Source organism: Geodermatophilus poikilotrophus, from assembly GCF_900111455.1.
Classification (GTDB): domain Bacteria; phylum Actinomycetota; class Actinomycetes; order Mycobacteriales; family Geodermatophilaceae; genus Geodermatophilus; species Geodermatophilus poikilotrophus.
This window is the reverse complement of record NZ_FOIE01000010.1, coordinates 78,573-102,891: the sequence shown is the minus strand read 5'-3', so window position 1 is coordinate 102,891 and position 24,319 is coordinate 78,573. Positions and strand designations below refer to the sequence as shown.

Here is a 24,319-nt window from a genome sequence, read left to right as displayed (position 1 = left end):
AGGCTCGCGGCGAGCCTCTGGACGGGGCCGCGCGGCGCATCACCAGGCGGTGCCGGCCTCGGGGCGCACCGCGGGTGCCGGCGGGATGCCCGGTGGGAGCAGCTGCGGGCCGGCCTCTGGCGGGCGCGGACGGGCCTGGGAGTGCAGCCGGACGGCGAGCAGCGCGACGTCGTCCTCCGCGTCGGGCAGGAAGAGCCGCTCGAGCACCCGGTCGCACAGGTCGGCCAGCGGCAGCGCGGCGTACTCGGCCAGCACGGCCACCAGCTCCGCGGTGCCGGCGTCGAGGTCGCGGTCCCGGCGCTCGACCAGCCCGTCGGTGTACAGCAGGACCGTGCTGCCCGCCGGCAGGACGGCGACGCGGTCCCGGCGCGCGGCCGACGGGTCGACCCCGAGCAGCAGGTCGGGCAGGTCGTCGTCGAGCACCTGCACCCGGCCGTCGGGCAGCAGCAGCACCGGTGGCGGGTGGCCGGCGCTCGACCAGCGCAGCCGGGTGCGGTCGGCGCGCAGGTCGGCGTCCTCCTGCTCGAGCCGGGCGACCAGCGCGGTGGCCATCGTGTCCAGCCCCAGCCCCTGGACGGCCCGGTCGAGCTGGGTGAGCACCTGCGCCGGCGGTGCGCCGCTGGAGTAGCTGATCCCGCGCAGCAGGCCGCGCAGCTGCCCCATGGAGGCGGCGGCCCCGGTGTCGTGGCCGACGACGTCGCCGATGGCCAGCACGGTCGCGCCGCCGGGCTCGAGGAACGCGTCGTACCAGTCGCCGCCGATCTCCGCGCCCTCCGCCGCGGGCACGTACCGGACGACGATCTCGCAGTGGTCCGGCTCCGGAGGTGCGGTGAGCATGCTGTGCTGGAGGGCGCCGGCCAGCTCCCGCTGCTGGCCGTAGAGCCGGGCGTGGTGCAGCGCGAGGCCGGCCCGGCGGCCCACCTCGACCGCGGTCTCGACCTCGGCCGGTGTGTGCGGCCCTCGCTCGACGCCGTTGAACAGCCCGAGCGCGCCGAGGGACTGCCCGCGTGCCACCAGCGGCACGATCACCGCGGAGTCCGGTGCCAGCCGGCCCAGCAGCTCGCGGGTGGCGGGCTCCGGGATGGAGCGCTCGACCCGCGCGGCGTCGATCCCGCGCAGCACCAGCGGGCGGCCGGTGCGGGTCACCACCGGCGCGGCGGCCTCGTCGGTCATCACCGCGACCATCGAGTGCACGTACAGCTCCAGCTCGGCGCGCAGCGCGGGGTCGCGGTGCGCGGAGGCCACCTCGTGCAGCCGGCCCTGCTCGTCGGTGACCACGAGCCAGCACCAGTCGGCGAGGGTGGGGACGACGACGTCGGCGAGCTGGCCGACCTGCAGGGTGATGTCCAGGGTCCCCGACAGCACCCGCCCGGCGTCGGCGAGCAGTTGCAGCCGGGCGGTGGCCTCGGCCATCGCGGCGACGGCGTCGGCGCGCACGGTGTCGGCCCGCAGCCGCGAGGCGGTCAGCGCGATCTGCGCGGTCAGCCCCTCGAGCAGCTCGACGTCGCGGTCGGGGAAGGCGTGCTCGGTCGTCCAGACGACGACGAAGCTGCCCAGCAGCCGCCCCCCGACCCGCAGGGGCAGCGCGGCCAGGGCCCGGCTGCCGAGCACCTCGTTGACCTGGGCCATCCGGGGGAAGCGCGCCTCGGCCGCGGCAGCGTCGGGGAACAGCAGCGGCTCCCCGTGCCGGGCGACCCACTGGGTGGGCAGCTCGTCGTCCAGCGGCGTCTCGACCCCGCCGGCCGGCAGCTGGACGTCGGCCGTGCTGGCCACGGTGTCGACGATGCGGCGGGTCAGGTGCAGGTACAGCCGGTCGTCGCGCGGGTCGAACACCGCCAGCCCGATCGACTCCGCGCCCAGCACCGCAGCGGCGCGCAGGGCGATCTCGGCCAGCTGGGTGACCCGCGTGGCGCCGGCCAGCTCGGCGGCGACCTCGGCGATCGCGGCGGCGCGGCGGACGGCGTCGAGTTCCCGCTCGGCCTGCTCGTGGGCCTCCGTGACGTCGACGACAGTGCCCACGATCCGCACCGGCCCGCCGTCCGGGCCGGCGAGGACCCGGCCGCGGCTGACCGTCCAGCGCACCTCGCCGTCGGTGCGGACCACGCGCAGCTCGATGGTGTAGCGGGCCAGCGCGTCGACGGCGGCCTGCATCTCCTCCTGCGCGCGCTCCCGGTCGTCGGGGTGCACGTGCTCGGCGAACAGCCGGTCCATCCCCAGCCGGACGGTGGAGTCGTAGCCGAAGATCGCCGCGCAGCGCTCGTCCCAGTCGATGGTGTGCCCCCGCAGGTCGACCTCCCAGGTGCCCACGGCGCTGGCCTCCAGCGCCAGCTCCAGGCGCATCAGCGAGGCGTCCGTGGCCGACCGGGCCGCGGACAGCTCCAGCTCGGCGACCACCGAGGCGGCCAGCTGCTCGAGGGAGGCGACCTGGTCCGACGACCAGTCGCGCCGGACGCCGTCGAACACCGCGAGCGCCCCGACGACCTCTCCGGACCGTGCCCGCAGCGGAACGCCGAGGCAGGCGACGAGCGACCCGTCGGCCGCCGCGGGGAGGTCGGCCAGCCGCTCGTCCCGCGCCGCGTCCGGGACGACGACGGGGACGCCCAGCCCGACGGTCACCGCGCACGGGGAGCCCGCGAGCGGCAGCGGACCGCTGACGACCGACGCCGGCAGTCCGCAGGACCCCACGGGCACCTCGGCGTCGGTGACCAGGCAGACCAGCGCCGCCGGGGCCTGCGCCAGCCGCGCGGCGAGCTGCGCCAACCGGTCGTGGACGCCGGGGGACGCCTCGGCGAGCAGCCGGCGCGCCGCGGTGACCCGCCCGGGGTCGGTGAGCACGTCCGGCCGCAGGGACGGAGGCGCCGACGTCATGCCGCACTCCCTCGTCCGCTGTGGGCGGCGGGTGCGCCGGCCACGTCGACCGCACATCCTGACACGACGACCCGTCGGGGACGGGGATCGTCCCTCGCTCGTGTCGCCGCCGCTCCACCCACCCGGTGTGGGGAGAGCGGCCGGTCCCGGGTCGAGCGCGGCGGCACGGGAGCCGATGGGCGGTGCATGACGGCCACCCCGGTGAGCAGCCTGCCCGACTGCCGTCCGCTGCTCGCCGACCCCGACGACCTGGCGCTGGTGTTCCAGCCGATCGTCGACCTCGCCGCGGTGCGCGTCGTGGGCTACGAGGCGCTCTCCCGCTTCCCCGGCACCGCCGGCCCCGGCGTCTGGTTCGCCGCCGCCGCCGACTGCGGCCTGGCCGCCGAGCTGGAGGCACTGGCGATCGCCAAGGCCCTGGCCGCCGTCCCGCTGCTACCCGCCGACACGTTCCTCACCGTCAACGTCAGCCCGCACCTGCTCGGCAGCGCCCCGGTCCAAGACGCCCTCGCCACCCGGCCGGACCTGCACCGCGTCGTCGTCCAGCTCACCGGGCACACGCCCGCCGACGACCTCGACGCGCTGCGCCGGCGGACCGACGCGCTGCACGCCCGCGCGGCTCTCGTGGCGCTGGACGACGCCGGTTCGGGCCTGCAGCAGATGGCCGCCGTCCGCCCTCGGCTGGTGACGCTGGACCGGACCCTGGTGACCGGCGTGGACACCGATCCGGTGCGCACCGCGCTCGCCGAGGTGGTGGGCGGGTTCGCCGGCCGCATCGGCGCCCGGCTGCTGGCCGAGGGTGTCGAGACCGTCGCGGAGCTGGCCGCGCTGACCCGGCTGGGCGTGCCGCTGGCGCAGGGCTGGCTGCTCGGCCGGCCCGGGTCCGGCTTCGCGCCGCTGGCGCCCGAGGTCGCCGCCCTGGTCCGCACGCACGCCGCCCGTGCGCGGGTGCCCCACGGGGTGGCCGCGCTCGTGCGCCCGGTGCGCCGGTCCGACGCCGGCGAGCCGCCGCCCGCCGTCCCGCCGGCGGTGCTGGTGGGCAGGCGGGGCGAGCCGGTGGCGCTGTGGCTGGCCTGCCCGCGGACCGGGGAGCCGTACAGCGCGCCGGTCCCGCTGCGCGCTGACCTGTCCGACGACCCCGTCGACGTCCTGCGGCGGGCGCTCACCCGCCCGCCGGCGCTGCGCTTCGACCCGGTGGTCTGCACCGACGCGACCGGCGAGGTCGTCGGCCTGCTGCGCGTCGACGACCTCGCCACCGCCGTCGCCGGGAGCTGACGGGAGGACGAGGTCCTCCCGTCAGGCGCTGGCGGCGTCCAGTGCCCGCGTCTCCTCCTCGGTGAGCACGAGGTCCTGCATGGGCAGCAGGTCGGCCAGCTGCTCCACGGACCGGCCGCTGGCGATCGGCGAGACGACGGTCGGCCGGTCGGCCAGCCAGCGCAGCGCCACCGCGGCGACCGTTCCCCCGTGGGCGTCGGCCACCTGCCGCAGGGCGGCCAGCACCCGGTCGCCACGCTCCCCCACGTAGGCCGAGGCGCCCTCCGCCCGCGGCGAGTCGACCGGCTCCCCGGCCTGGTACTTGCCGGTCAGGAAGCCCTTGGCCAGCGCGTAGTAGGGCAGCACACCCAGGTCGTGGGCGGCCACGACGTCGCGCAGCCCGTCCTCGTAGACCGCCCGCTCCATCAGGTTGTAGTGCGGCTGCAGCGCCACGTACGGGGTCAGCCCCAGCCGCTCGGAGGTCTGCAGCGCCTCGGTGAGCCGGTCCGGCGAGTAGTTCGACGCCGCGACGTACCGGACCTTGCCCGCCTGCACCAGCTCGTCGAAGGCGCGCAGCGTCTCCTCCAGCGGGGTGCCCTCGTCGTCGTAGTGCGCGTAGTACAGGTCGATGCGGTCGGTCCGCAGCCGGCGCAGCGAGCCCTCGACCGCCGTCCGGATCTCCGCCGCCGAGAGCGGGTGCTCCTTCTCCAGCCGCGAGGCCTTGGTCGCCACCACCACCCGGTCGCGCTGCCCGCGCTCGGCCATCCAGTTGCCGAGGATCTCCTCGGAGGCGCCGCGGCCGTAGGACTCGGCGGTGTCCACGAACGGCCCCTGCGGACCGGGCGTCGCGTCGACGAAGCGGTCCAGCAGGGCGAAGGACGTCGGCTCGTCGGCCGTCCAGCCGAAGACGTTGCCGCCCAGGCAGAGGTCGCTGACGGTGAGGTCGGTCCCGGGGATCACTGGCACCCCCTCACGCTAGAGGAAGGACCTCCCTGCCCTCCGCCACTCGCGAGCTCGCAGCGGGACCCTGCAGGGAGGCCGGCAGGACCCGGGACGGGGCCGGCGACGGGGAGCAGGGGGATCCGACGGCGCCGCGCGGGGACCGGTCGCCCACGAGGGGCCGGTGGGACGCGAGGGGACCCGTTCGACCCCCCTCGGTGGCGGGTTGTCGGTACGGCATGGCACCGTGCCTGCGGTCCGACCCGCCGTCCGGCGCGGTCAGGCACGCTCTGTCACCGACACGGAAGGAACCCCGTGAACAAGGCCGAACTCGTCTCCGCCATCGCCAAGCGGGCCGACGTGCCCACCTCGACCGTCGACTCGGTGCTCGCCGGGCTCCAGGACGAGCTCGTCGACGCCATCACCCGCGGCGAGAAGGTCGCCGTCTCCGGCCTGCTGACCGTCGAGCGCACCCAGCGCTCCGCGCGCACCGGCCGCAACCCGCAGACCGGCGAGTCGATCGACATCCCCGCCGCCAACACGGTCAAGGTCACCGCGGGCTCGAACCTGAAGAAGGCCGCGAGCAACGTCCCCGTGTGACCCGGAGCGTCCCGGCGACGTCCCCGGCTGATCGGGAGCGTCCCCGGCACCGTCCGGGTCGGGACGGCGGCTGCCCCTGTGACCGGGCCCACGACCGGGTGGGTCAGGATGCCTGGGCAGTCGCCGTCCGGCGGTGGACGGCGCGAGGGACGGAGGACCCGTGACGACGGCACTCGAGGTGGACACCGACCCGGCCGAGGTCGGCTTCGACGCCGGCCGGCTCGCCCGGCTGGACCGGCGGCTGGCCCGCTGGGTGGACGACGGCCAGCTGCCCGGCTACCTGGTGACCGTGGCCCGGCACGGACACCTGGTGCACGTCGGCTCGGCCGGGCACCGCGACGTCGAGGCCGGCCTGCCCGTCGAGCGGGACACCCGGTGGCGCATCTACTCGATGACCAAGCCGGTCACCTCGGTCGCGGCGATGGTGCTGTACGAGGAGGGCGCCTTCGAGCTGTCCGACCCGATCGCGAAGTGGCTGCCCGAGTTCGCCGAGACACGCGTCTACGTGGCGGGCTCGGCACTGCGCCCGGTGACCCAGCCGCAGGTCGAGCCCATCCGGGTGCGCCACCTGCTCACGCACACCTCGGGGCTGACCTACGGCTTCCACCACGCCCACCCGGTGGACGCGATGTACCGGGCCGCCGGGCACGAGTGGGGCACCCCTGCCGGCGCGGACTCCGCAGAGGTCTGCCGGCAGTGGGCCGCGATCCCGCTGGTCTTCCAGCCCGGGTCGGAGTGGAACTACGGCGTCTCCACCGACGTCCTGGGCCGGCTGGTCGAGGTGGTCTCCGGCCTCCCGCTCGACGAGTTCTTCGAGCAGCGCATCTTCCGCCCGCTCGGCATGACCGACACCTCCTTCGGGCTCCGCGAGGGGGACGACGTCGACTCGCTCGCCCGGCTCTACGCCGCCGTCCCGGGGCAGCCCGGCGGTGCGCCGACCGGCTTCGCCCCCTACGACGCGATGGGCGCCGGGGCGCACACCAAGCCGGCCTTCCTCTCCGGCGGCGGCGGGCTGGTCTCCACGGCCGGGGACTACCTGCGGTTCGTCGAGCTGCTCCGCCGCGGCGGCTCCTACGACGGCGGCCGGCTGCTGAGCACCCGCACGATCGGCTACATGACCCGCAACCACCTGCCGGGCGACCAGGACCTGGAGACCTTCGGCCGGCCGCTGTTCGCCGAGACGCCGCTGCGCGGGGTGGGCTTCGGGCTCGGCTTCTCGATGGTCATCGACCCGGTGCGCTACGGCGTGCTGTCCAGCCTCGGCGACTACAGCTGGGGCGGGGCGGCGTCCACGGCGTTCTACGTCGACCCGGTGGAGGACGTGACCGTCGGCTTCTACACCCAGCTGCTCCCCTCGAGCACGCTGCCGATCCGCAACCACCTGCGCCAGCTGGTCAACCAGGCCCTGGTCGACTGACGAAGGGCCCCTGCCCCACCACTCGGAGGAGGACCCCGTCCTCCCCACCCTTCGCAAGCTCGGGCGGGACCCGAGACGGGGCCGGGGTCCCTCAGGGGGCCGTCAGCGGCGGGTGATCAGCTGGGACCACGGTCGCCGGTCCTGGCTCACCACCGGTGGTGAGCCAGGACCGCCGGTGGTCAGGTCGGCTGATCACCGAGGCGCGCCGTCCAGCGCCTGCCCTCAGAGATAGCGGCGGAAGAGGATCGAGGCGACCATCGCCGGCTTGCTCTGGTTCTCGATCTCCATCGTGATGCCCAGGTTCATCTGCACCCCGCCCTCGAACTGCTTGGCCTCGTCGAGGGTCGCGGAGGCGCGGACGCGGGCGCCGACCGGCACCGGCGACATGAAGCGGATCTTGTCGGCGCCGTAGTTGACGCCCATCCGGAAGCCCGTCGCCTCGATGATCTGCCCGGACAGCGCCGACACCAGCGACAGCGTCAGGTAGCCGTGGGCGATGGGGCCACCGAAGGGGCTCTCCCGCTTCGCCCGCTCGACGTCGACGTGGATCCACTGGTGGTCGTGGGTGGCGTCGGCGAACTTGTCCACCTGCTCCTGGGTGATCTCCACCCAGTCGCTGTGCCCGAGGTGCTGGCCGACCTTCGCCAGCACGCCCTCGACGCCCTCGACCGTGGTCTGCGCCATGAGCCTCTCCTCCTGATCCGCGGGTCTGGTTTGCTGACTCCACCACACGGCACGACGGCGAGGGGAGCGGGGTTGCTGCGGCTCGGTGCCCTGTCCGTGCCGGACGGCGCCCTGGTCGTGATGGCGATCGTCAACCGCACCCCGGACTCCTTCTACGACCGCGGCGCGACCTACGAGCTGGCCGCCGCCGTCGAACGCGTCGACCGGGTGGTCGCCGAGGGCGCGGACATGGTGGACGTCGGCGGGGTCAAGGCCGCGCCCGGCGAGGAGGTGTCCCCTGCGGAGGAGGTCCGCCGCACCGTCGACCTGGTCGCCGCCATCCGCGCCGCGCACCCGGCGCTGCCGATCTCGATCGACACCTGGCGGGCGGAGGTCGCGCGGGAGGCGCTGGCCGCCGGCGCCGACGTCGTCAACGACGCGTGGGGCGGCGTCGAGCCGGAGCTCGCGGTGGTGGCGGCCGAGTGCGGCGCCGGGATCGTCTGCACGCACGCCGGCGGGCTGCCGCCGCGCACCCGTCCGCACCGGGTGGCCTACGACGACGTCGTGGCCGACGTGGTGGCCCGGACGACGGCGCTCGCGGAGGCCGCGGTCGCCGCGGGCGTGGACCGCGACCGGGTGCTGGTCGACCCGGGGCACGACTTCGGGAAGAACACCCGGCACTCGCTCGAGGCCACCCGGCGGCTGGACGAGCTGGTCGCGACCGGCTGGCCGGTGCTGGTGGCGCTGTCGAACAAGGACTTCGTCGGCGAGACCCTGGACGTCCCGCTGGACGAGCGGCTGACCGGCACCCTGGCGGCGACGGCGGTCAGCGCCTGGCTCGGGGCGACGGTGTTCCGCGCGCACGACGTCGCGGCGACCCGGCAGACGCTGGACATGGTGGCCGCCATCCGCGGCGACCGTCCGCCCGCGCGCACCACCCGCGGCCTGGCCTGAAGGACCCTGTCCTCCCCACCCTTCGCGAGCTCAGGGCGGGCCCCGGGACGGGGCCACCCGGCCACTCGTCGGTCGACGGACCCCCTTGCCCCCCGCCACTCGCACGCTCGCGACGGGACCCTGCAAGGGGCCGTTAGGTTGCCGGCATGGCCGCCACCGGGTTCCACACCGCCGACGAGCTCAACGCGCTGCTCCCGGGCACCCTGCCGGGCCTGCTCGGGCTGACGATCACCGCCCACGAGCCCGGCCGGCTGGAGGCCGCGCTCGACGTCCGCCCCGAGCTGCTGGCCCCCAACGGCTACCTGCACGCCGCGACCGTGGTCGGGCTGGCCGACACCGCCTGCGGGCTGGCCACCCGGGCGCTGCTGCCGGAGGGGTCGACCGGCTTCACCACCATCGAGCTGAAGAGCAACTTCCTCGGCACGCTGCGCGAGGGCCGGCTCACGACGGTGGCCACCAACGCGCACGCCGGACGGACGACGCAGGTGTGGGACGCCGTGGTCACCGCGGCGGGGTCCGGCAAGACCGTCGCCCTGTTCCGCTGCACCCAGTCGGTGCTCTGGCCACGTTGAGGGAGACCCACTGCGCCCCACCGGAGGAGGACCCCGTCCTCCCCCGCCCGCTCGCGAGGAGCCCCCGGACGGGGCCGGTGGCCGGTCCCTGCAGCGGGGCCGCGCTGCCCCCCGACCGGGGTACTCGCCGGTAACCCCCTTGTGGCCCGGACCACGGGGGATGTGAGACTGGCGCCACACCGATGTGCGAAGGAGCTGCACCCGTGGCGCTGGCCAGCCGTTTCCCCGACGTCGAGATCCCCGACGTCTCCGTCCCCGAGTTCGTCCTCGCCGCCGGCCGGGAGAAGCCCGACGCGCCCGCGCTCATCGACGGGCTCCGGGGCGACGTCATCACCCACGGCCAGCTGGCCGCCTACGTCGACCGCGTCGCGGCCGCGCTGCACGCCCGCGGCCTGCGCAAGGGCGACGTCGTGGCCATGTTCTGCCCGAACACCCCGTGGTACCCGGTCGTCTTCCACGGCATCGCCGCCGCCGGCTGCGTCATGTCGCCGATCAACTCGCTGTACACCCCCGACGAGATCGCCTTCCAGCTGCGCGACTCCGGCGCGAAGATCCTCATCACCGTCTCGCCGTTCCTCGACCGCGCGCGGGCCGCCGTCGAGCAGGCGCCGGTCGACGAGGTCGTCGTCATGGACGGCGCCGAGGGCCACGCCTCGCTGGTCGACCTGCTCTCGACCGACGCGCCGTCGGTGCAGGTGGACTTCGACCCGGCCGACGACCTGGTCACGCTTCCCTACTCCAGCGGCACCACGGGCCTGCCCAAGGGCGTCATGCTCACCCACCGCAACCTGGTCGCCAACGTGGCGCAGTGCCGCCCGCTGATCCAGCTCGGCGCGGACGAGCGGATCATCGCCGTCCTGCCGTTCTTCCACATCTACGGCCTCACCGTGCTGATGAACCAGGGCCTGGCGTGGGGCGGTGCGGTCGTGACGCTGCCGCGCTTCGACCTCGAGGACTTCCTGCGCACCATCCAGGACCAGAAGATCACCCGCGCCTTCGTGGCGCCGCCCATCGTGCTCGCACTGGCGAAGCACCCGCTGGTCGACCAGTACGACCTGTCGTCGCTGACCTCGGTCCTCTCGGGCGCCGCCCCGCTGGACGAGCAGCTGGCGCTCGCCGCTGAGCGGCGGCTGCGCAAGGGCGCCGACAGCGGTGTCACGGTGGCCCAGGGGTACGGCATGACCGAGTTGTCGCCGGTCTCGCACACCACCCCCGACCTCGGCGCCGAGCCGCCGGGTGCGGCCCCGGGCTCGGTGCCCAAGGGCTCCGTCGGCTTCGCCGTCCCGAACTCCGAGTGCCGGCTGGTCGACCCGGCCACCGGCGAGGACGCCGCCCCGGGCGCCCGCGGCGAGCTGTGGGTCCGCGGCCCGAACGTCATGAAGGGCTACCTGAACAACCCCGGGGCGACGGCCGACACGATCGACGCCGACGGCTGGCTGCACACCGGTGACGTCGCCGTCGTCGACGAGAACGGCTGCTACACCGTCGTCGACCGCGTCAAGGAGCTGATCAAGTACAAGGGCTACCAGGTGGCCCCGGCCGAGCTCGAGGCCGTGCTGATCGGCCACCCGGAGATCGCCGACGCGGCCGTCATCGGCGTACCGGACGAGGCGAGCGGCGAGGAGCTGCCGAAGGCCTTCGTCGTCCGGGCCCCCGGCTCGACGCTCACCCAGGACGGGGTCATCGAGTACATGGCCGGCAAGGTGGCGCCGCACAAGAAGATCCGCATCGTCGAGTTCATCGAGGCGGTGCCGAAGTCCGCGGCCGGCAAGATACTGCGCAAGGACCTCCGCGCGGCGGGCTGAGGACGGCGAGGGCGGGCGGGGCGGGCCGATGGCACGGATGGACCTGCGGGTGCGGCTGCTGGGACTGCTGTCCCGCCGCTTCTCGATCACCCGGTTGGACGCCGCGGGGATCGCGGAGGCGCAGGCGCGGCACCCGGGCCACAACCGGGTGGTCGACTTCGTGTTCGGCGGGGTGGTGCCCGGCACCGAACAGGAAGAGGTCGAGGTGGCGGGCCAGGTCGGGAGCCTGCCGGCGCGGGTGCACCGGCCGGCGGGTGCGGGTGGCCCGCTGCCCCTCGTGGTCGACTTCCACGGCGGGGGCTGGGTCCTCGGCGACCTCGACGGGGTCGACTGGCACTGCAGCAGCGTCGCGGCCGCGGTCGGGGCGGTCGTGGTGTCCGTGGACTACCGGCTCGCGCCCACGCACCGCTGGCCGGCCGGCCCCGAGGACTGCTACGCCGCGCTGTGCGACGTGGTGGCCCGCGCGGCGGAGTTCGGCGCCGACCCCGACCGGGTGGCGGTCATGGGCGACAGCGCCGGCGGCAACCTCTCCGCCGTCGTCGCGCTGATGGCACGGGATCGCACCGGGCCGCGGATCGCCTTCCAGGGGCTGGTCTACCCGGCCACCGACCTCAGCCTGTCCAGCCCGTCGATCGACGAGAACGCGGACGCGCCGGTGCTGACCAAGGCCGACGTGATCGCCTTCCGTGACCACTACCTGGGTGGGCAGGACCCGCGCGACCCGTACGTCTCGCCGCTGTTCGCGGCCGATCACTCCGGACTGCCGCCTGCGCTGGTCCAGGTGGCCGAACTCGACCCGATCCGCGACGACGGCCTGCGCTACGCGGCGGCGTTGCGGGCGGCAGGGGTGCCGGTGCGGACGACCACGTACGTCGGCATGCCGCACGGCTACCTCAGCTTCCCTGGCTTCTGCCGCAGCGCCTCCCAGGCGATGGCCGAGCTGTGCGCCGAGCTGGCCCTCCACCTCCGCGCCGAGGCCCCGGAGGCCCGCACCTGAGGAGAACCCCCTGCCCCCATCCCTCGCGAGCTCGCGGCGGGACCCTCCAGGGGACCGGCGGGAGTCTCAGCCGCGCGCACGCGCTGCGGCCGGCGCCTCGGCGCGTCCGGGGTCGCGCCGGGCCGCGGCGACCGGCGGGACCCCGACCACCCGCTTGTAGGCCCGGGAGAAGGCTGCTTCCGACTCGTAACCGAGGTGCCGGGCCAGCTCCCCGACCCGCGCCCCGTCGGCCAGGGCGACGGTGGCCAGGTGCATCCGCCACCGGGCCACGTAGTGCATGGCCGGCTCCCCGGCCAGCTCGGTGAAGCGGGCGGCGAACGAGGACCGTGACATCCGGGCCTCACGGGCCAGGCGGGTCAGCGTCCACGCCGTCCCCGGTTCCCGGTGCAGCCGGGCCACCGCCCGCCCCACCTGCGGATCCCGCAGTGCCCGCAGCCAGCCCGCCCCGGTGGCCGCGCTGTCGAGCCAGGCGCGCACGGCCTGGATGACGACGACGTCGGCGAGCCTGGTGACCACCGCCTCGGAGCCCGGCCGGTCGTGCCGGGACTCGTCGGCGATCACCCCGAGCAGCACCGGCAGCCAGCCGCCGCGCGCCGCGTCGCCCCCGTCGACGTGCAGGACCGGCGGCAGCAGGTCCAGCAGGTGGGCCGCACCGGGTCGTTCGGGCTGGACGACGCCGCACACCATCCCGGCCGGCAGCCCGCCGCCGTCCAGCCGCAGCACCGAGTGGTGCTCCGCGAGGTACTGCTGGGGCAGCAGGTCCGCCCGACCGGCGATCGGCGCGTCCGGGTCGCTGCGCAGCAGGTGGCCGCGGCCGTGCGGCACCAGCGCGAGGTCCCCGGGCTGCAGCACCGACCGCACGCCGTCGACCTCCAGCAGGCACCTGCCCGCGGTGACGACGTGGAAGCTCATGCAGCCCTCGAGGGCGGGCATCTCCACCCCCCAAGGGGCGGTGGCCTCCGCCCGGCAGTAGAAGAGGCCCCGGATCCGCAGGTCGGCGAGCACACCGCCGACCGGGTCCACCGGCGTCCACGGCAGGCCGGGCACCGCGTCGGTGGTCACGTCCCCAGCCTGTCGCTGCCCGCACCCGCCGTCCAGGCCGTCCGGACGAACGGGCACGGACCCCGGACGTGCGGTCATGGGCCCGGCGGTCCCGGCTCGCCAGCATCGGGAGCACCGGCCAGGAGGCCGGTGTCACCGGGAGGAGCAGGGACGTGAAGGTGCTGGTCGTGGGAGCAACTGGGGGATCGGGCCGGGCGGCGGTGGAGGCGCTCGCCGGCCGGGGGCACGAGGTGACCGCCTTCGCCCGCCGGGCGAGCACGGTGTTCGGGGGCCGCGCCGGGGTCCGGGCGGTGGACGGCGACGCAACCGTGCCGGCCGACGTCGGCCGCGCCGTCCGGGGCCAGGACGCCGTCGTGGTGACGCTGGGCATCAGCGAGCACCCGCTGCGCGTGCGGCTGCTCGGCAGCTCCGGCACCCCGCTGGAGGTGCGTTCCCGCGGCACGGCCGCCGTCGTCGCCGCCATGGCCGAGGAGGGCGTCCGGCGCCTGGTCGTCCAGTCGTCCTACGGCGTCGGGGAGTCCCGCGACCGCCTGCCGCTGTCCAGCCGCCTGGTCCTCGCCCTCCTGCTGCGGCCCCAGATCGCCGACCACGAGCGGCAGGAGCGGATCGTCCGCGACAGCGGCCTGGCCTGGACGCTGGTCCAGCCGGTGTACCTGACCGACGGCGACGAGCCGGCCGCCCTCTCCGACACCGGGGACGTCGCCGGCATGCGGGTCTCCCGGCCGGCCGTGGGCGAGGTCCTCGCCGACCTCGCCGAGGCGGCCGGCGACTCCGGGCGCTGCGTCGCGGTGTCGGGGGCCACCGCGAGAGCTGGCAGCCCCGTCCCGGGTCCCGGCCCGAGCTCGCGAGGGGTGGGGAGGACGGGGTCCTCCTAAGGTCGGGGGCATGCGCGCGGTGACCGTCAGCGGACCCGGTGGCCCCGAGGTGCTCGGCTGGGGTGAGGTCCCCGACCCGGTGCTGCGTCCCGGCGAGGTGCTCGTCGACGTGGTCGCGACCGCGGTGAACCGCGCCGACCTGCTGCAGCGGGCCGGCTTCTACCCGCCGCCGCCCGGCGCCAGCGACGTCCTCGGCCTGGAGTGCAGCGGGGTGGTCAGCGAGGTCGGCGAGGGCGTGACCGGCTGGAAGGTCGGCGACGAGGTGTGCGCGCTGCTGGCCGGCGGTGGCTACGCGGAGCGGGTCGCCGTCCCGGCCGGGCAGCTGCTGCCGCGCCCCGCCGGGGTGGAGCTGGCCACCGCGGCGGCCCTGCCCGAGGTCGTCTGCACCGTGTGGTCCAACGTCTTCATGCTCGCCGGCCTGCGCCGCGGCGACACCTTCCTGGTGCACGGGGGGTCCAGCGGGATCGGCACGATGGCCATCCAGCTGGCCGCCCGCGCCGGCGCGCGGGTGCTCACCACGGCGGGCGCCCAGGCCAAGCTCGACGTGTGCCGCGAGCTCGGCGCCGAGGTCGGCATCAACTACCGCGACGAGGACTTCGTCGAGCGGGTGCGGGAGGAGACCGACGGCGCGGGCGCCGACGTCGTCCTCGACAACATGGGCGCCAGGTACCTGGCCCGCAACGTCGACGTCCTGGCGACCGGAGGGCGGCTGGTCTGCATCGGGATGCAGGGCGGCACCAAGGCCGAGCTGGACCTCGGCAAGCTGATGCGCAAGCGCGCCGCGGTGCACGCCACGACGCTGCGGGCCCGGCCGGCGACCGGGCCCGGCGGCAAGGCAGAGATCGTCGCGGCGGTGCGGCACGACGTGTGGCCCGACGTCGAGCGCGGCGTCGTCCGGCCGATCGTCGACCGGCGGCTGCCGATGTCCCGCGCCGCCGAGGCGCACCGGGTGGTCGACGCCAGCGAGCACGTCGGCAAGGTCCTGCTGCTCGCCCAGTAGCAGGACCCTCCTGCCCCCCCACCACTCGCAGGCTCGCGGCGGGACCCCGCAGGAGGGCCGTTCCAGGACGTCCCCAGGTTCAACGCGGGCGCAGCGCGGCGACCGCGTCGATCAGGTACCCGACCTCCTCGGCCGTGTTGTAGTGCATCAGACCCAGCTGCACGGCGCCGCCCTCCTCGTTGACGCCGAGCGCGTCGAACAGCTCCCGGGCGTAGAGGTCGCCGTCCCACGCGCAGATGCCACGCCGGGACAGCTCGTGGGCCACCTGCCGCGGGCGCATCCCGGCGACGGTGAACGACAGCGTCGGCGTGGTGAGCGGGGCCGAGCCGATCACCTGCACGTGGCGCATGGCCCGCAGCGCCTGGTCCAGCCAGTCGAACAGCCCCCGCTCGTAGGCAGCCACCGCCGCCATGGAGGTCCCCAGCCGCTCCCGCCGGGTGCCGCGCGCGTCCTCGGACAGCGAGGCCAGGTGCTCGACGGCCGCCGGGACCCCGGCCAGCAGCTCGAAGGCGTGCCCGCCGCTCTCGAACCGGTCGGGCACCCGGTCGGGGACCGGCGCCAGCTTCTCCGGCTCGAGCTCCGTGAGCAGCGCCGGGTCGGCGACCACCGCGCCCACGTGCGGGCCGCACCACATGTCGGCGGAGACGGCGAGGAAGTCCGCACCCAGCGCACGGACGTCGAGCAGGTCGTGCGCGGCGGCGTGCGTCCCGTCGACGAAGACCAGCGCGCCCACCGCGTGCGCCCGGCGGGCGATGGCGGCGACGTCCGGGCGGGTGCCGATCGCGGAGCTGGCCGCCGTGACCGCGACCAGCCGGGTGCGCGGACCGAGCAGCTCGTCGTACTGCCAGTCGGGCAGCTCGCCGGTCTCGATGTCCACCTCGGCCCAGCGCACTGCCACGCCGGCGCCGACGGCCAGCTCCACCCAGGGCCGGACGTTCGCGTCGTGGTCGAGCCGGCTCACCACCACCTCGTCGCCGGGGCGCCAGGTGCGGGCCAGCGCCCGGGCCAGGGTCCAGGTCAGCCGGGCGGTGTCCGGCCCCAGGACGACGCCGGCGGACACCCCACCGACCAGGTCGGCGACGGCGGTGCGGGCGCTGGCGAGCAGCCCCTCGGCGCGGGCGGACGCCGGGAAGACCCCGCCGCGATCGGCCACCGGCACCCGCATCGCCTGGGACACGGCCAGCACGACGTTCTCCGGGAGCAGGGACCCGGCCGGCCCGTCGGCGTGCACCAGGCCGTCGGAGAGACCCGGGAACAGGCCCCGGACGCGGGCGACGTCCAGCCGCCCCTCCCCCGGTCCCATGGGCCTCGACCCTAGCCGTTGCCCCTCCCCGTCGAGGCCGCCCCGGTACCACCCCGGCAGGCTCCTGCGGCGGCGGGGAGGATGGGGACATGACCGCACCTGACAACGGCAGTGGACGCCCTCAGCAGGTCGTCGTCGTCGGCCCCGACGGCCGGCCCGTCGGCACGATGCCCGCGCCGGACGGCGCTCTGGGCGGGCAGGGCAGCGACGGTGGCGGCGAGGGCGGCGCCATCGGCGACATGGTGGAGCAGCCGGCGAAGGTCATGCGGATCGGCACGATGATCAAGCAGCTGCTCGAGGAGGTCCGCGCCGCGCCCCTGGACGACGCCAGCCGCAACCGGCTGCGCGACATCCACGCCTCCTCGATCCGCGAGCTGGAGCAGGGCCTGGCCCCCGAGCTGCGCGAGGAGCTGGAGCGGATCACGCTGCCCTTCAGCGAGGGCGAGACCCCGTCGGACGCCGAGCTGCGCATCGCCCAGGCCCAGCTGGTCGGCTGGCTGGAGGGCGTCTTCCACGGCATCCAGACCGCGCTGTTCGCCCAGCAGATGGCCGCCCGCGCGCAGCTGGAGGAGATGCGCCGCCGTGCGCTGCCGGGCGGGTCGACCCCGGCCCCGGGGCCGCACCCGCACCCCGGCGGCGGACAGTACCTGTAGCCCCGCGCTCCCGGTGATCAGCTGATCACCGCGGTCAGGCCAGCGGCAGGTGCTTGACCACCCGGGCCGCGATCCGACCCGCCCGCCGCCAGTCCGAGGGGTCCGCCTCGGCCGGGGTAGCGGCCACCGGCGTCCGCTCGGGCAGCGTGCCGTGGTGCACGGCGGCCGTACCGGAGGCGTCGAGGCCGATGCCCACCCCCAGCCGGGACTCCCCTGCCGCCGCGTGGGCCAGGGCCGTGGCGTCGTCCGGGCCGGGGACGTCGACGACGTCCGTGGGCACCCCCTCCTCCTCGACGCCGGCGCGGACCTGCCGCAGCACCGCCGCCGGGGTCCCGGGGTGCCGGTACACCAGCACGGCTGGCCGCGGCCCCGGCACCGTCACCTGCTCCGGCACCGGGCCTCCTCCGCCAGGAGGGCGGCGTGGGCGCGGACCAGACCCGATGCGACCGCGTTGCGAGGCCCCTCGGTGCCGAGCACGTTGCCCGTGCCGCAGACGATCCCGTGCGGGGCGAGGGCGTCGGCGATCATGTCCGGGATCTCGAAGTCCAGCGCCGAGCCGCCGAGCAGGACGACGAACTCCAGCGCCCGCAGGTTGCCCCCCGGTGCCACCTGGCGCAGTGCGCGCAGGGCGTTGACCACGAAGACCCGCCGCTTCGCCTCCCGGCGCACCCGCCGGACGTGGTCCAGGCCGTGCCGGGTGGGGACCGGAGCGGGACCGTCCGGGGTCAGCACCACGACCCGGGCGAAGACGTGCGGCGAGAGCGGCTGATCGACGAACTCCACCGTGCCGTCCTCGTGGCGCAGGTGGAAGAAGCTCTCGACCTTGCCCAGGGGGAACCACTTGACGCCCTCGGCCACGTCTCGGTCGCCCAGCGCCAGCTCGGAGTCGATCAGCTTGGTGACCAGCTCCCCGGCCCCGGCCACGTGCACGGCCGTGCACTCGCCCTCGCGGGTGAGCAGGGCGGCGTCCGTCGAGCCGCCGCCCAGGTCGAGGACGGCGATCGGCCGGTCGACACCGGGCGTGGTGAGCGCGCCGCCCACCGCCATCTCGCCCTCGACCCCGCCGATCTCCGCCGCAGCGCCCAGCCCCTCGGACACCAGGTCGGCGACCAACTGCATCCGGCTGCGGCTGGTCCGCACCATCGCCGCGAGCGCGACCGCGTTCTCCAGGGCCACCTCGCCGGCCAGCCCGCCGCGCACCTCGGCCGGGACGAACGTGTCGACCGCGAGTACGTCACGGATGGCGATCTCGGACACCGGCACGTCCGGCTGGCCGGCGATGTCCATGACGTCGGCCATCGTGTCGCGGACCTGGGCGAGCATGCCGCCGACGTGGGTCCCGGGCTCCCCGCGCGCGTCGTCGAGGGGCTGCGCCCGGCCGACGACCTCCATGATCGCCTCCGCGCCGGCGTCGACGTCCACCCGCAGGGTCTTGCCCGCGCCGTGCAGCACCAGCTCGCCGACCGGGATGCGCCGATCGGTGACGTCCCCTGTCGGCGTGCGCACGACCACCGCCGAGCGATTGCCGGTCAGCGCCCGGGCCACCGGGGACACCTGCCGGGTCTGGACGGGGTCCAGCTCGAAGACGGTGGCCAGGCCGTAGGAGTTGGACAGCGTCCGGATCGTCCGCCCCGGTGCTGCCACCTCGACGGCGGCCAGCATGCCCAGGGGGACCTTCTCCACGGCGGAGACCTCGTCCACCACCGGAATGGGCCGCTCGAGCCGGTTGGTGACCAGGACGGCGTCGTCCCCGGCCAGGATCGCCGCGACGACGTCCACACCAGCGGCGACGGCGGCGTTCAGCGTCGCCGCGACGTCGTCGAAGTCCCACCCGTGCGGCACGACGCACACCACCGGCTCACCGGGCTGCTGCTCCCCCAGCTCGCCGATCGACCGCGTGGTGCCGACGCCGAGACCCTCACCACCCGGGGTCGTGGGGTTGTGCCCGATCATCGTCGACTCGGTGATGATCGTCTCGGTGATCGTCTCCATGGCCAGGCCGCTGATCACCGGCGTCGCCTCGTTCAGCAGCACGGTCTCGACCTGGCCGGCGCTCCGGCCGGCCCTGGCAAGGGCGCCGCGGATCGCCTTGAGGGCGCCCTCGGTGTTGTCCGGCGTGCCCTTGACGCCCGTCGTCCTGGTCAGGTCGGTCGCGAGGTGGGTGATCGAGCCCTCGGGCGCGACGACGGCCAGGCACGCCTCGGTCGTCGAGTTGCCGATGTCCACGCCGACGACGAGCCGCGCCGGCGACCGGCCGGGGTCGACCGGCGTCACGCCAGCGGGCGTGACCCGACCCGCCCGAAGACGGGCTCGACCTCGACCGCCGGACGGCCGGCCTGGATGCACTCGAACTCCTTGAGGTGCAGCAGCGCCGCCTTGGCCTGCCACCGGGGACGGGCCATCTGGTCGTTGCGCGTCGGTACCGGCTGCGGCGACTCGCCCTTCGCGTACTGCGCGGCGTTCGAGCCGATCATCCGGAACACCGGCGCGTCCAGCAGCGGGGACTGGGGGAAGAGCTCCAGGTTGCTCAGCCGCGGCAGGTCCTTCTGGTGGATCATCGTCGTCCCGCGGGACAGCATCCCCACGGCGATGCCGGACCCGGAGAGCTTCGCGCCGCCGTGGGCGATCGCGGCGAGGTCAGCGGTGTCGAACACCCGGATGATCCGCGCCGTGACGCCCTGCTCCTCGATGCCCGCCAGCACCTGGCGCAGCACCTCGACGTGCGGGACGTCGACGATGGTCTTCGTGAAGTGCCCGGCGAACGCCGGTGACACCGCGACCACCACCTCGTCGGGGCGGGTCCCCCGGCCGGCCGGGCCGACCTCCCGCAACGTGACGGTGCGGTCGGACGCCGTCGTGGCAGCGGTCATGGCTCAGCCCACCTCGGTCTCGGGGTTCGTGGCGGAGGTGACGTGGCGCAGCTTCTTGAGCTCCTCCCAGCGCTCCCCCGCCAGCCGGTAACCGGTGCCCGGGCCGGCGTAGTCGTTGACGTCGTTGATCGCCGACAGGGGCGTGAAGTCGGGGGTGAGCACCGCCGAGGTCTGCAGCAGGTCACCGGAGACCCGTTGCCGCAGCACGTTGAGCAGGCTCTGGGCGACGTCGTGGAAGCCGGTCGTCTCCAGTCCCCGCACCAGGTCCAGCCCGGTGATCCCCCGCTCCATCACCGACTGCGCGCCCTTGAGGTCGGCGAGCACGTCGCGCAGCGGGTAGTCGTTCGACGAGTCGGCGTAGGTGGCCGCCTCCACCTCCTCGTCGCTGATCGCCGGCAGGTCCAGGTGGGCGAACAGCGCCTGCAGTGCACGCGCCGCGGTGTTCCGGGCCTGCAGGATCTCGGGCTCGCGGACGTGCCGCAGGCCCCCGTCGACCTGCAGGTCGCGCTGGATGGTGTTCCAGTCGTCGTAGTCCTCGGTGTCGAAGTTCGACCCGGCGAACATGTTGTCGGCGTTGGGCACCGCCGAGTACCCGGAGCAGACGAAGTCGGTGCCGGGCAGCAGCTGGGGCATCAGCCGCGCGGTCCGGCGCATCGACGAGTGCGAGAAGGACTGGTCGTTCCCGGAGGCGCACTCCAGGTCGACCATGCTCGCCACCAGGTTCTCCGCGGCGACGGCGCGGATCCCGCCGGGCACGGCCCCCGGGACGCCGATGCAGCTGATCGAGCCGTTCTGCAGCCCCTGCACCCCGGCCCCCTTGGCCATGAGGATGCAGCGGATCTCCAGGTACAGCATGGACTTGCCCTCGGCGTTGCCCATCTGCACCTCCGACCCGGTGCCCGAGGTGAAGCGCATCTTGATGCCGCGGGAGGCGTAGGCCGACGCCAGGAACGCCTTGGACCACGGGGTGTCGTCGCCGTCGACGAAGACCGACTCGGTGCCGTAGATGGAGATCGTCTCGGCGTACGCGGTGATGCCGCGCATGCCGAGCTCCAGCTCGGTGGCCTCCTCCAGCGCGCACTGCGTCAGCACGCCACTGCGGCCGACCTGCGCGCCCACCTGCAGCGCGATGGCGACCAGCGGGGCGTACCGCAGCACGCCCAGGGTCGTCTCCAGCTCGGCGAACCCGCGCAGCGCACCCTCGGCGGCGTCGGCGGCCACCTGGATGGGGTTGTCGCGGGCGCTGGTGGAGTGGCCCTGGTTCGCCGGGGTGCGCCGGGCACGCATCTTCTGCATCCCCTGCATGATCTCCACGACGTTCATCAGCTTGACGACGTCGAGGACCTTGGCCGGGGTGAGCCCGCGGGTCACCGCCAGCACCTCACCGCGCGAGACCCCCGGGTCGATGAGCATCCGTGCGATCTGGGCCGAGGGGATGGCCATGGACGCCTCGGCGGACGCGACGTCGATCGCGTGGTTGGCGATGAAGGTGTCCATGAAGTCGAAGTCGGCGCGGGCCCTGCCGTCGAGCTCGACGACGCGGCCGTCCTCCACCCGGATGCTCGGCGCCGGGTCGAAGTCGCTCTCCATCGCGACGAGGCCCTTCTCGGGCCACTCCTCGACGAACCCGTCGAGGTTGACCGGGCGGCTCTCGAGGAGCTCGGTGCGGATCGAGGGCCGGGGCTCGGTGGTGGTCATGGGGGGCGTCCCTCTCGGTCCTGGGTGCGGGGTCAGCCGACGTCGGCCGTCGGGCGGGCGAGGAGGTCGCGCCGCGCGTAGACCTCCGCGGCCTCGCGGACGAGCGCCGCGCAGACCGGCGCCGAGTACGCCCGCTCCAGGCGGTCGGCCAGCTCGGCGAGCTGCGCCGCGGTGGACGCGCGGGGGCGGAGCGCGTTGTACATGGCGAGCACCTCCGCGTCGGGGATGGCCGTCATCTCGGCGGCCCGGCGGAAGTTGGCGGCCAGCTGGGGGCGGCCGCTGGCGTCGGCGAGCTGGGCTTGCAGCTGGAGGGTCTCGGGGGCGATCCGCAGGTCCTCGGCCGACAGCTCGCCGGAGACGACGGCGTCCATGGTCAGCGCCGTGATCGGCTTGCCGCTGGGGGTGTGCAGCAGCTCCGGCCGGTTGATCGACAGGGGGTAGTCCGCAGTGGTCAGCTCGGGAGGCGGGGAGGCGCTCAACGCAGGCTCACTCTCGGTCGGTCCGCGCAACGACGCGCCACTGTGGCACGCGCCACGTTGCACCGACGTTGCCTCCGGGCGGGCGACCTCCGCGACCCTCCACCCGGAGAGGTCGGACCTACCCGACCGGAGAGGTGCCCGGTCCTCCCGCGGTGCGGTTTGCTCCCGGCATGAGCGCCTCGCTGACGTACGACACCGCCCGCCGCGTCCTGGAGGCGGGCGTCGCTCGCGCCCAGGAGATCGGCCAGCCGATGAACATCGCCGTCGTCGACGACGGCGGGCACCTCGTGGCCTTCGGCCGGATGGACGGCGCCATCAAGGCGAGCATCGACATCTCCACCCGTAAAGCGGTCACCTCCGTCCTGATGGCCGCGCCGACCGCCGACCTCACCCCCCTGGTGCAGCCCGGCGCCGAGCTGTACGGGCTGGAGCAGACCGCGGGCGGCATGGTGGCCTTCGGCGGCGGCGTGCCGCTGGTGCGCGACGGCGAGATCGTGGGGGCCGTCGGCGTCAGCGCGGGCTCCGTGGAGCAGGACGTCACCGTCGCCACGGCCGCCGCCGCCGCTCTGGAGGGGTGAGGCCGCCCCTCGGGGCTCCCTTGCTGGCCGGACGGGCATGGGTGATGATCCCAGCGGGCCGGCGTCGCCCGCCCAGCGAGGATGCCCGGGGGTGACATGTCCCGCTCGGCCCGGCACCGGCCCTCCTGCCCCGGTGTCCCCGGGGACGACGCCGCCGCGCACGCCCGGCAGCTCGCGGAGACCTTCGACGCCGTGCTCGGGAGCAGTCCGGTGCGCCGGGCGCCCCGCCCGCTGGTCTCGGCGTCCTGGGCGCGCAGCGTCGCCGCCCGGGTCGACCCGGACCGCCGGACGCCCCCGGTGGTGCACGCCCCCGACGAGCTGCGCGACATCCGGTCGGCCCACCCGCTGAACGCGGTCATGCCGCTGCTGCGGCACAGCCTGGTGGGCATCGCCGAGGAGGGGGTGCACCTGCTGCTGGTCACCGACGCGGCGGGCCACGTCCTGTGGCGCGAGGGCGCCGGGCAGCTGTTCGGCCCGGCCGACCGGGTCGGCCTGTTCCCGGGGACGAACTGGAGCGAGGCCGCCATCGGGACCAACGCGATGGGCACCACGCTCGCGGTGGACGCGCCGGTGCAGATCCACTCCGCCGAGCACCTGGTCCGGACCTACCACTCGTGGACCTGCGTCGCCGCGCCGGTGCACGACCCGGACACCGGGGCGACCCTGGGCGCGGTCGACGTCAGCGGCCCGTTGCGGACCATGCACTCGTCCCTGGCGCAGCTGGTGGCGACGACCGCCCGCCTGGCGGAGAGCGAGCTGCGGGCCCGGATGGCCGTGGCCGACCAGCGCTTCCTGCTGCGGAACACGCCGCACCTCGCCCAGCTGGGGCGCGCCGCCGGCGCGCTGGTCACCCCGACCGGCCGGGTGCTCGCCCCGGATCCCTCCGGCTGGCCCGAGCGCGTCGACCTCGACGGCGCGACCGAGCGGGCCCTGCTGCCGGACGGCCGGGAGGTGCTGGTCGAGCCGCTCGCCGAGGGCTGGCTGCTGCGGACGGCGGAGCAGACCCCCCGGGCGACGCGCCCGCCGCGCGCCGCCGCCCTGTCGCTGCGGTTCACCGGCAACCGCACCCCCAGCGCGGTGCTCGACGGCCGCCTCGTCTCCCTGCCGCTGCGGGCGGCGGAGATCCTCACCGCGCTGGTCCTGCACCCCGAGGGCCTCACCGCGGAGCAGCTGGGCTACCTGCTGTACGGGGACGACGGGAACCAGACGACCGTGCGCGTCCAGGTCCGCCGGTTGCGCACCCTCGTCGGTGGCGACGTGCTGCGCACCCGGCCCTACCGGCTCGCCGGCGCCGTGGACAGCGACTTCGGGTCGGCCCGCCGGGCACTGCGGGCCGGACAGGTGGCCGCGGCCCTGCGGGCGTGCGCCGGCCCCCTGCTCCCCCGGTCGGACGCGACGGAGATCCGCCAGCTGCGCGAGGAGCTGACCGCCGGGCTGCGCTCCGCGGTGCTGGCCACCGGCGACGTCGACCTGCTGCACGCCTTCGTGGCGCACCCCCAGGGCGAGGACGACCTGGACGCCCACGACCGCCTGCTCGCCCTCCTGCCGGCCGGCGACCCGCGGGCGGGCGCGGTGGCCCTGCGGGCGGAGCGGCTCCGGGCGGAGTGAGGCGGTGCCCCGGTCGGTGGGGTCGACCACCGCGGCCGGCGCCGCCGCTGCCGGTGATCGGCTGAGATCACGGTCGCGGGTCCTGGCTCGCGACCGGTGGTGCGCCGGGACCCGCGGTGACCAGCTC

Annotated in this window: 22 protein-coding genes; 12 read left to right on the top strand and 10 right to left on the bottom strand. The window is 75.2% G+C overall.

Translation table 11 applies throughout. The features are described from left to right. Nucleotides 1–39: 39 nt before the first annotated feature. On the bottom strand, nucleotides 40–2,868 hold the full coding sequence (locus tag BMW27_RS20770) for a SpoIIE family protein phosphatase (RefSeq protein ID WP_091447907.1): 2,829 nt from the start codon (nucleotides 2,866–2,868) through the stop codon (nucleotides 40–42). Between the two features lie 186 nt (nucleotides 2,869–3,054). Between BMW27_RS20770 and BMW27_RS20765 the strand changes: the two genes are divergently transcribed. Beyond that, nucleotides 3,055–4,140: an EAL domain-containing protein gene (locus tag BMW27_RS20765; RefSeq protein WP_091447905.1), complete on the top strand. Its 1,086-nt coding sequence runs from the start codon at nucleotides 3,055–3,057 to the stop codon at nucleotides 4,138–4,140. A 21-nt stretch (nucleotides 4,141–4,161) separates the two neighbouring features. Here the strand turns inward: BMW27_RS20765 and BMW27_RS20760 are convergent, their stop codons facing one another. Next, a complete protein-coding gene (locus BMW27_RS20760; protein ID WP_175486595.1) occupies nucleotides 4,162–5,085 on the bottom strand; it encodes an aldo/keto reductase in 924 nt (307 codons plus the stop codon). 288 nt (nucleotides 5,086–5,373) lie between these two features. Here BMW27_RS20760 and BMW27_RS20755 point away from each other — a divergent pair, with 288 nt between their 5' ends. Then, a complete protein-coding gene (locus tag BMW27_RS20755) occupies nucleotides 5,374–5,658 on the top strand; it encodes an HU family DNA-binding protein (protein ID WP_091223132.1) in 285 nt (94 codons plus the stop codon). A gap of 160 nt (nucleotides 5,659–5,818) precedes the next feature. After that, the gene (locus tag BMW27_RS20750; protein WP_091447900.1) at nucleotides 5,819–7,075 is read left to right on the top strand and encodes a serine hydrolase domain-containing protein; all 1,257 of its coding nucleotides are present in this window, start codon (nucleotides 5,819–5,821) and stop codon (nucleotides 7,073–7,075) included. A 222-nt stretch (nucleotides 7,076–7,297) separates the two neighbouring features. Here the strand turns inward: BMW27_RS20750 and BMW27_RS20745 are convergent, their stop codons facing one another. Further along, nucleotides 7,298–7,759 (bottom strand): MaoC family dehydratase, encoded by a 462-nt coding sequence (locus BMW27_RS20745; RefSeq protein WP_091447897.1) that lies wholly within the window; start codon nucleotides 7,757–7,759, stop codon nucleotides 7,298–7,300. Nucleotides 7,760–7,831: 72 nt separating this feature from the next. Between BMW27_RS20745 and folP the strand changes: the two genes are divergently transcribed. From folP to BMW27_RS20725, 4 genes are all read left to right on the top strand, one after another. After that, a complete protein-coding gene (folP, locus tag BMW27_RS20740) occupies nucleotides 7,832–8,692 on the top strand; it encodes a dihydropteroate synthase (RefSeq protein WP_091447894.1) in 861 nt (286 codons plus the stop codon). A 146-nt stretch (nucleotides 8,693–8,838) separates the two neighbouring features. Further along, nucleotides 8,839–9,264, top strand: coding sequence for a PaaI family thioesterase (locus tag BMW27_RS20735; RefSeq protein WP_091447892.1), 426 nt, complete (start codon nucleotides 8,839–8,841; stop codon nucleotides 9,262–9,264). 203 nt (nucleotides 9,265–9,467) lie between these two features. Then, a complete protein-coding gene (locus tag BMW27_RS20730; protein WP_091447890.1) occupies nucleotides 9,468–11,069 on the top strand; it encodes a 4-coumarate--CoA ligase family protein in 1,602 nt (533 codons plus the stop codon). 28 nt (nucleotides 11,070–11,097) lie between these two features. Further along, complete coding sequence (locus BMW27_RS20725; protein ID WP_091447888.1) at nucleotides 11,098–12,066, top strand: alpha/beta hydrolase; 969 nt, start codon at nucleotides 11,098–11,100, stop codon at nucleotides 12,064–12,066. Between the two features lie 66 nt (nucleotides 12,067–12,132). Here BMW27_RS20725 and BMW27_RS20720 read toward each other — a convergent pair whose 3' ends face one another. Then, a complete protein-coding gene (locus tag BMW27_RS20720) occupies nucleotides 12,133–13,128 on the bottom strand; it encodes an AraC family transcriptional regulator (RefSeq protein ID WP_245743769.1) in 996 nt (331 codons plus the stop codon). 152 nt (nucleotides 13,129–13,280) lie between these two features. Between BMW27_RS20720 and BMW27_RS20715 the strand changes: the two genes are divergently transcribed. Continuing rightward, the gene (locus BMW27_RS20715) at nucleotides 13,281–14,003 is read left to right on the top strand and encodes an NAD(P)-dependent oxidoreductase (RefSeq protein WP_091447882.1); all 723 of its coding nucleotides are present in this window, start codon (nucleotides 13,281–13,283) and stop codon (nucleotides 14,001–14,003) included. A 10-nt stretch (nucleotides 14,004–14,013) separates the two neighbouring features. Beyond that, nucleotides 14,014–15,003, top strand: coding sequence for an NAD(P)H-quinone oxidoreductase (locus tag BMW27_RS20710; RefSeq protein ID WP_091447880.1), 990 nt, complete (start codon nucleotides 14,014–14,016; stop codon nucleotides 15,001–15,003). 79 nt (nucleotides 15,004–15,082) lie between these two features. Here the strand turns inward: BMW27_RS20710 and BMW27_RS20705 are convergent, their stop codons facing one another. Beyond that, complete coding sequence (locus BMW27_RS20705; protein ID WP_091447878.1) at nucleotides 15,083–16,306, bottom strand: cysteine desulfurase-like protein; 1,224 nt, start codon at nucleotides 16,304–16,306, stop codon at nucleotides 15,083–15,085. A gap of 89 nt (nucleotides 16,307–16,395) precedes the next feature. Here BMW27_RS20705 and BMW27_RS20700 point away from each other — a divergent pair, with 89 nt between their 5' ends. Next, on the top strand, nucleotides 16,396–16,959 hold the full coding sequence (locus tag BMW27_RS20700) for a bacterial proteasome activator family protein (protein ID WP_091447874.1): 564 nt from the start codon (nucleotides 16,396–16,398) through the stop codon (nucleotides 16,957–16,959). Between the two features lie 34 nt (nucleotides 16,960–16,993). Here BMW27_RS20700 and BMW27_RS20695 read toward each other — a convergent pair whose 3' ends face one another. From BMW27_RS20695 to BMW27_RS20675, 5 genes are read right to left on the bottom strand one after another with little or no spacing between them, the layout of a single operon-like run. Next, nucleotides 16,994–17,353: a glycerol dehydratase reactivase beta/small subunit family protein gene (locus BMW27_RS20695; RefSeq protein WP_091447871.1), complete on the bottom strand. Its 360-nt coding sequence runs from the start codon at nucleotides 17,351–17,353 to the stop codon at nucleotides 16,994–16,996. After that, a complete protein-coding gene (locus BMW27_RS20690) occupies nucleotides 17,338–19,233 on the bottom strand; it encodes a diol dehydratase reactivase subunit alpha (protein ID WP_091447869.1) in 1,896 nt (631 codons plus the stop codon). Before BMW27_RS20690 ends, BMW27_RS20695 begins: the two co-directional genes overlap by 16 nt. After that, complete coding sequence (locus BMW27_RS20685) at nucleotides 19,230–19,829, bottom strand: propanediol/glycerol family dehydratase medium subunit (protein ID WP_091447866.1); 600 nt, start codon at nucleotides 19,827–19,829, stop codon at nucleotides 19,230–19,232. The genes BMW27_RS20690 and BMW27_RS20685 overlap by 4 nt, the downstream gene beginning before the upstream one ends. Before the next feature lie 3 nt (nucleotides 19,830–19,832). Continuing rightward, on the bottom strand, nucleotides 19,833–21,527 hold the full coding sequence (locus tag BMW27_RS20680; protein ID WP_091447863.1) for a propanediol/glycerol family dehydratase large subunit: 1,695 nt from the start codon (nucleotides 21,525–21,527) through the stop codon (nucleotides 19,833–19,835). Nucleotides 21,528–21,559: 32 nt separating this feature from the next. Continuing rightward, nucleotides 21,560–22,006: a diol dehydratase small subunit gene (locus BMW27_RS20675; protein WP_175486594.1), complete on the bottom strand. Its 447-nt coding sequence runs from the start codon at nucleotides 22,004–22,006 to the stop codon at nucleotides 21,560–21,562. A gap of 170 nt (nucleotides 22,007–22,176) precedes the next feature. On the opposite strand from BMW27_RS20675, the gene BMW27_RS20670 reads away from it, so the two are divergent. Both BMW27_RS20670 and BMW27_RS20665 read left to right on the top strand, forming a co-directional pair. Further along, entirely contained in the window at nucleotides 22,177–22,584 is a 408-nt protein-coding gene (locus tag BMW27_RS20670) for a GlcG/HbpS family heme-binding protein (protein ID WP_091447859.1), read from the top strand. A gap of 96 nt (nucleotides 22,585–22,680) precedes the next feature. Then, the gene (locus tag BMW27_RS20665) at nucleotides 22,681–24,192 is read left to right on the top strand and encodes a helix-turn-helix domain-containing protein (protein WP_091447856.1); all 1,512 of its coding nucleotides are present in this window, start codon (nucleotides 22,681–22,683) and stop codon (nucleotides 24,190–24,192) included. Nucleotides 24,193–24,319: the final 127 nt, after the last annotated feature.